Annotated in this window: 6 protein-coding genes; all 6 read left to right on the top strand. The window is 60.8% G+C overall.

All coding sequences use genetic code 11. The annotated features are described in order from the left end of the window. Positions 1-118 precede the first annotated feature (118 nt). The 6 genes from APH30_RS29535 to APH30_RS13120 are packed head-to-tail and all read left to right on the top strand — an operon-like array spanning position 119 to position 6,836. A complete protein-coding gene (locus APH30_RS29535) occupies positions 119-2,521 on the top strand; it encodes a phage tail tape measure protein (RefSeq protein WP_256222026.1) in 2,403 nt (800 codons plus the stop codon). Beyond that, positions 2,518-2,997, top strand: a complete 480-nt coding sequence (locus APH30_RS13135; protein ID WP_054912809.1) for a DUF1833 family protein — start codon at positions 2,518-2,520, stop codon at positions 2,995-2,997. Before APH30_RS29535 ends, APH30_RS13135 begins: the two co-directional genes overlap by 4 nt. Then, on the top strand, positions 2,994-3,374 hold the full coding sequence (locus tag APH30_RS13130) for a hypothetical protein (protein WP_054912808.1): 381 nt from the start codon (positions 2,994-2,996) through the stop codon (positions 3,372-3,374). Before APH30_RS13135 ends, APH30_RS13130 begins: the two co-directional genes overlap by 4 nt. After that, complete coding sequence (locus APH30_RS13125) at positions 3,371-6,052, top strand: host specificity factor TipJ family phage tail protein (protein ID WP_256222024.1); 2,682 nt, start codon at positions 3,371-3,373, stop codon at positions 6,050-6,052. The genes APH30_RS13130 and APH30_RS13125 overlap by 4 nt, the downstream gene beginning before the upstream one ends. After that, positions 6,045-6,371 carry a hypothetical protein gene (locus APH30_RS29530; protein ID WP_256222022.1) on the top strand — a complete coding sequence of 109 codons (327 nt, stop codon included), beginning with the start codon at positions 6,045-6,047 and terminating at the stop codon, positions 6,369-6,371. The genes APH30_RS13125 and APH30_RS29530 overlap by 8 nt, the downstream gene beginning before the upstream one ends. Before the next feature lie 9 nt (positions 6,372-6,380). Next, positions 6,381-6,836 carry a hypothetical protein gene (locus APH30_RS13120; protein ID WP_054912807.1) on the top strand — a complete coding sequence of 152 codons (456 nt, stop codon included), beginning with the start codon at positions 6,381-6,383 and terminating at the stop codon, positions 6,834-6,836. Positions 6,837-6,852 lie beyond the last annotated feature (16 nt).

The raw sequence follows: 6,852 nt of genomic DNA, 5'->3' as shown, positions 1-6,852 counted from the left end.
CTTCGTTCAAACCGCGCTCTCGGTCTCTGCAGCATGGGATGCCTCTGGGGTCGAGACGTTTACCCAAGTACTGAAAACCGGTCTGTATGTTGCGCTTGCGCGCGTCGCAGCTGGATTCGTGAGCGCTACTGGTGCCAAGTATCTCGACATCAAGGCTACGCAGGAGCAGTTGTATGCAAATTCCCTTGCAGCAGCTGGCGAGCTAAGAAGGGCGGAAGCTGTAAAAGCTGGCGCAGTAGCAGATGTCGAGTCTGCGGCCAGGGCGGTAGCCAATGCCAAGGCCAAGGTAGCCGCCGATCGGCAGGTGATCACCTCGGAGGTTGCTCGGCTCGAATCTGTTCAGGCAGCACTCGCGTCGGAGAAACTGCTCGAAGCGCAGCGTCTTCAGGCGCAGATTTCAGATGTTGGTCGGCAGCAATCAATTGCGCGCATGGCAGAGCTGCGCCTTGCTGAGGTGGCAATCACCAACCAGTTGACGGCTGCCGAAGCAAAGTTGGCGACAACTACGCTGGCAACGTCCGCCCAGGTAACTGCGGCCATCAACCAGCAGACCGTCGCCAAAGAAGCGCTAGCGGTCGCCAACACACAAGTAAACGCTACACAGATTGCAGCCACGGCATCCATGGGGGCTTGGTTCTCCGCGAGCACCGCCATGGGGGCCTCAATGCTCGCGCTGCGCAATGCGGCAAGCGGCGTTCTGCGAATGGCCGCTGGGTGGCCAGGCCTGATCCTGACCGTCGGCGCGTTGGCGCTGTCCTTCATCGACTTCGGCGACAAGGCTGAGGAGGGTGCCGGCAAAGCAGCGAACGCTTTCGAGGATGCCTCGACGCGCATTCGCCAAGCATCCCGGTCGATGCTGCCGGAAAACCTAAGCACCCAGTCCTACGATCAGTTGCAGGATCGATTGAAGGGGCTGCAGGCTGAGCTCAAGGAAACCGAGAAGCTGCAGGATCGGTTCCAGAAGGGAGTCGACGACAAGAGCGACGTGCCGTTTGAAACATCGCTCGACGCCTCGAAAGAGAAGGCAGACGCGCTCAGGCTGGCCATCCAGTCGGTGCAGAAGGAGCTGAATAGCTCCCGCTTGGCGTCGGACAAGGAAGGCAGCACCTACCTCAAGAACCTAGAAAAGCAGGCCGTGGTTGCGGGCAAGCTGACCGAGGTCGAAAAGCTGCGGGCGCAGATTGCCGCCGGCGCGGTCAAGTTCTCGCCAGATGACGAAAAGAAGGCCCTGGCGGCCGCTGAGGCAATCGACAAAGCGAACAAGGCGCTGAAGGAGTCGAAAGCCGGTGACAAGGACAGCAAGGCCCTCAGCCGTCGTTTCGAGGACATGGCGGAGGGATATCAACGGCAGATCGAGCTGATCAACACCTCGACCGATAAGCGCAAGAACGCCACCGAAGTCGAGAAGCTTGCTTTCGAAATCTCCGCCGGGAAACTGGAAGGGGTCAACGCGCAGCAGCGCAAGCGCCTGGAAGGGCTGGCGGCTGAGCTCGACGCGCTGAAGAAGCTGAAGCAGGCCAAGGAGGACGACAAGGCAGTATCCGAATTCGGCGCAAGCGTGAAGCGTCAGTTGGACATTGACCAGCGTGCCCTGGATGCCCCGCTGTTGAATGCCTACGACACCGACGAGGTAAAGCAGCGCGCCTTGGAACTGCTGGCTATCGAGCAGAACTACCAAGATCAGCTGGAGGACCTGCGGCAGCGCCACGAGGGTGGCGACGTTTCCGACTCGGCATACGAGCGCGAAACCAAGATCCTGACCGATGCGCTTGAAGATCGGTTGGCCAAGCAGCAGGACTACTACGACAAGGTCGACCAGCTTCAGCAGAACGGTACCGCAGGATTCATCAGCGGCTTCGCCAGCCAGGCTGAGGCAGCCATGGATCTGTACAGCAGCATGCGCGACGTAGGCTCTGCGGCCTTCAGCTCGCTCACTGACATGCTTACCGAGTGGGCGGAAACCGGGAAGCTGAACGCACAGGACTTTGCCGCGACCTTCATTCAATCCATCGGGCACTCGTTGCTGGCCTACGCCGCCGCCCAGGTTGCAATGGCGGGCCTCAGCGCCTTCACGGCGATGATCGGGGTGCCTTACGTCGGCCCGGCTATCGCGCCCGGTGCTGCGATTGCCGCGACGGCTGCGGCTGGGGTGTTGATGACTGGTGTGGGATCCGCCCTGTCCGGGCAGGCCCACGCCGGCATCGACAACATCCCGCGGGAGGGCACTTGGCTGCTGGACGGGGGCGAGCGGGTACTAAGCCCGGCGCAAAACAAGGACCTCACTGGGTACCTGCAGCGGGTGAATGCCGTAGACGCTGCTTCAAAACCTAGTGGTGGGTCAATGAATGTCGAGGTTCACAACTATGCCCCAGCCCAGGTCGATGTACAGCAGGATGGCGATCGCATGAAGGTCTTCATCCGCGAGGCAAAGAGGCAGATCGCGGGCGACTTGGCCAGGGGTAATGGCGATGTGTCCAAAGCGCTTTCCGCTGGCTGGGGTGTCAAGAGGGCTGCACGATGAGCATCCTCAAGAGGCTGTATGCGAGCTCCGGGCCGGAGCTGATCCACGAGGTTCTCGAGGTTTCTGACGAGATAACCACCTACTGGATGACCAAGGGCTGGGACGATCTTGTTGTCATCCTGGAAACGGGCGATGCCGTGACGTGCACACCATGTGGTATGGATCTGGCTCTGCCGGCCCGTAATGACGATGGCACCCAGGATCTAACGTTTGCCTTGAGCAATATCGACGGTATCGCATCTGGCTTCATTCGGGCGGCGCTACGGGATCAGCGGAGGATGACGCTGGTGTACCGCGTGTACACATCAGACGATCTTGGCGCGCCGGCACATGCCCCGCACCGTTTCAAGATCAAAGGTGGTTCGGTCACCGCTACTCAAGTCTCCATCACCGCCGGCTACTTCGACTTGCTCGACACCCGCTGGCCACGCAACACCTACAACCTCAGAAAATTTCCAGGGCTTCGCTACCTATGAGCATCGATAAATACAACCTCGGCGTTTACGTCGAGGGCGGCAGGCTGTGGCCGCACGTCGACTGTTACGGCCTGGTGCTGGAAGTGCGCCGCGACCTTGGGCTTCCCGCGTGGCCTGAATGGTCCGAGATGCGCAAGGCCGACGGAGGCTTTGTGAGGGCGTGCGAGGAAATGATCCAGACCGCCGCGATTCGTTGCCCAGCCGAGCACGGCGCAACAGCATCCGCCTATCGCGGACAGGTCCAGGACCATGTAGGCATTGTGCTCGAGCTGGACGGCGCGCTTGAGGTGCTCGAGATCAACCCCAAACGCAACGTCAGCCTGACCCCTTTGCGAAGGTTCGAGCGCCGTTTCTCACGCGTGGAGTACTATCGATGATCAGGGTCTACCCAAGCGCCCTTGAAGGCGAACCCCTGGAGTCGCACGTCATACAAAAGCCGGTGCTCCTGGTCGAGTGGCTGCGTCGAAAGGCGCCGGAGTTCTCGCTCGAGCGTGAGCAGCCGATCTTCATCACGGTCGATGGTGAGGCCCTACCAGTCGAGGCCTGGGGCAGTTACGTTGTCCAGCCTGACACAGACCTGCGCATCTACCCCGAGGCGCGAGCCGCAGGTGCGGCTGTTGCTGCCTGGGTGGCGGTGGCGATTGCGGCTGTCGCGGTAATCATGGTCATGACCATGAAGACTCCAGGCGCCTCGCAGCCAGGGCAGGGTGACACCATCGACCTGAACCCGGCCAAGGCCAACACGGCCAAGGTCAACGAGCCGGTGCGTGAAATCTTGGGGCGGTACAAGGTTTATCCGGACTATGTCGTCCAACCGGTTTCGCGCTTCGTGAATCAGCGTGAGCTGCATACCAGCTTGTGTCTGTGCGTTGGCGCTGGCTCGCATGCGATCTTGCCTAGCTCGATCAAGATCGGCGACACACCGCTGGCGGCGTTCGGTACCGATGTCTCTTACGCGATCTATGGCCCAGGCGAGAGCTTGGCCGGTGATGTCCGTACGGAGAACTGGTACTCGGTAGGTGAAGTCGGTGGTACCGACGCCGGTACCTCTGGTCTCGATACGGCCTCGACAGCGACTGGGGGAACATCGGTGATCGCTGATGCTCTGGTGCTCGGCGGTCTGAGTGTGAGCTTGGCCGGTGAAAGCCCAGCATTTCCCGAGGAGTGGGGGCCAGGCCTGACCATCGCGATGCGTACGCCGAACAGTTACACCGTGACCAGCGTGGGCGAGTACGACCGCATTTCTGGAGCATTGAGTGACCTTGCGCCATTTGTGGGCATGAAGGTGACGCTCTCCACGGATGTCGATTACGACCTGGTGGTAGCAGGCTACTCCCCTTATGTTCCGCCTGTGCCCGGTACGGGCGGCAGTCCATCGTCAGTGCAGGCGAGTGCTTCGCCGACCAGCTACGACTTCAGCTCCTCGCCGGTGGTCTGGACCATTACCTATCGCGGGAACACGCGCAGCGTGTCACTGGCCTCGAATTACATGAACATGAGCGGTCTAGTCGCCACCGTGACATCCCAGCTAGAGGGTATGGGCCTCACCGCTCAGGACAATTCTGGCCGTTTGCTCATCGCTGAGCCGAGCAGCCCATACCGCGGCGGCACCCTGTCCCAATCCAACGCACCTGTGGCTGTCTTCGGCATTGCGCCGGTTTACACCGTGGGCTCGGCATCCGCCGGCGGTGTTCCGGAACGACAGGCTTACATTGAACTGAACTACGAGAACGGAACCCCCTTTGGGGGGCTTGAGGACGGTACGCAACGACTGTCGATCGGATACAGGGGGCACCGCTACAACATCACCGGCATTGACGGACTGACGATGACAGTTCAACGCCTGAAGGATAACGGCGACGTGGATACGAACTGGAACGGGTTCTCGGTGCGCACCCTGCTGGACTTCTCCCTGGGCGCTGACGGGGCGGCGAGCCTGAACTGGCTAGGTCCGTTCATGGCCGTACCTGAGCAAGAGCTGACTGACACGGTGGAGTACGACTTCCACCTGCCAGGCGGTCTGGCCTGGTACAAAAGCAACGGCCACCGCCGCGGGAGCTCTGTCAGCATCGTTGTGGAGTGGCGAGACGCTGCCATTGGTGGGCCCTGGACACGCGAAACGCACCCCTTGCAGGCCAACACGGAAGACTCTATTGGCTTCACCTTCCGGCGCACGCTGCCGTACAGGATGCGCCCGCAGTTTCGACTGAGGCGCGAGCTTCCGGAGAGTGGGGGGAATACGCGAGATACCGTTTACTGGTATGGGCTCCGCTCCCGCCTGGAAGCACCCGCCGCCTATGAGGGTGTCACCATTTTCACGGCCACCATTCGTACCGGTGACCGCCTGGGCGCTCAGTCCGACCGGCGCGTGAGCCTGGTGGCTGAAAGGCTTTACGAAAACGCCACAGGCCGGTCCATCAGCGGCGCCGCTCAGCACGTTCTAGGCAGTCTGGGTATTCCCGCCGATGAAGTGGACACCCCAAAGCTCAGCGAGATGGAGTCGTCGCACTGGACGCCTCGTGGTGAAACTTTCGACCTCGAGTACACCGAGTCATCTTCAGTCAGGGAGGTGCTGCAGACGATCTTTGCTGCTGGTATGAGTCACCTGACGTTAACCGATGGCCTGATAAGCGCGATACGGGAGGGGGTTCAGCCTGTGCGCGGAACCATCACCAATCACGAACTTGAGGAGGAGCTGACCTCCACATTCACGGCGCCTGGTCAGGATGACTTCGACGGTGTCGATGTGAAGTACGTCGACTCCCATACTTGGTCAGAGGAAACCGTGCCGTGCCGGCTTGGTGACAGCCTTGGGCTGAAAGTTGACTCCATCACCGTCGATGGGGTGGTTGATCGTGATCGCGCCTGGCGGATCGGTATGCGGGCGCTGCGTAAGCATCGGTCTCAGCGCTGGTCCTACTCCGGAACTACTGACCTTGAGGCGCTTTGTTACGAGCGTTTCGACCGCATTGCGCTGGCCGACGATATCCCTGGCACAAGATCAGTCAGCGTTGATCGTTGGCGCCTCTGTGGTGGCGGATCGCGTGGTGCTTGAGCTGACCGAGCCTCTGGACTGGAACGTGGCCAATCCCCGCGTCTTGATCCGCCGACATGACGGCTCAGCCACCGCTTTACTGGTCCCGGCGCGCGTAGGTGAGTATCACCTGAGCATCGCTGCGGTGGATCTGGACTTCGACCTGGTTACGGACTTGTCAATTGAGCCGGCCCGTCTCCTGTTCGCCGAGTCCACCCAAGTGGGTTACAGCGCAATGATGAGCGAGATCAACCCAGGCAGCGACGGCAAGTGTGACTTCACAGCGCTCGAGTACCGAGACGACTACTACGCCGACGACGACGGCTTCGCACCGACATAAGGACCGATCATGGTTGTGTACCCAAAATCGTTGCCCATGCCGCTGCGTGAGGGCTACGGCTTCACCCCCGTCAGCCCGATTCGCAGATCCAACAAGGTCAGCGGGCGATCGGTACAGCGGCGGCTTTACAAGAGCGTTCCAACAGTCGCCGCGGTGCGCTGGATATTCAGCGATGCGCAGGCGCTGGCGTTCGAGGCCTGGTTCGATGAGCAACTCGTGTCTGGTAGCCAATGGTTTGAATGTCCGTTGAAGGTCCCAGGCGGCATTGGCGTTTACAAGGCCCGGTTTGTGGACATCTACGAAGGCCCCACCTTGGTGGGCCAGAGCAGTTGGTCATTGTCGGCCAGCCTTGAGCTGTGGGAGCGCCCGATCATGAAAGGCGGCTGGGGGAACTATCCGGACCTGATAGCCGGTGCCCCGCTTATCGACCTGACAGTCAACCAAGAGTTACCCAAGCCCAAGTAGCTCCTTGCTGCAGCCA

The organism is Pseudomonas sp. NBRC 111127 (assembly GCF_001320345.1).
GTDB lineage: Bacteria > Pseudomonadota > Gammaproteobacteria > Pseudomonadales > Pseudomonadaceae > Aquipseudomonas > Aquipseudomonas juntendi.
Note: the sequence above shows the minus strand (reverse complement) of the source record. Positions and strands in the feature narration are given on the sequence as shown.

Bases quoted from the DNA above. Each gene is read 5' to 3' on its own strand.
- APH30_RS13135 (WP_054912809.1), top strand. From the start codon at position 2,518: ATGAGCATCCTCAAGAGGCTGTATGCGAGCTCCGGGCCGGAGCTGATC.
- APH30_RS13130 (WP_054912808.1), top strand. From the start codon at position 2,994: ATGAGCATCGATAAATACAACCTCGGCGTTTACGTCGAGGGCGGCAGG.
- APH30_RS13125 (WP_256222024.1), top strand. From the start codon at position 3,371: ATGATCAGGGTCTACCCAAGCGCCCTTGAAGGCGAACCCCTGGAGTCG.
- APH30_RS13120 (WP_054912807.1), top strand. From the start codon at position 6,381: ATGGTTGTGTACCCAAAATCGTTGCCCATGCCGCTGCGTGAGGGCTAC.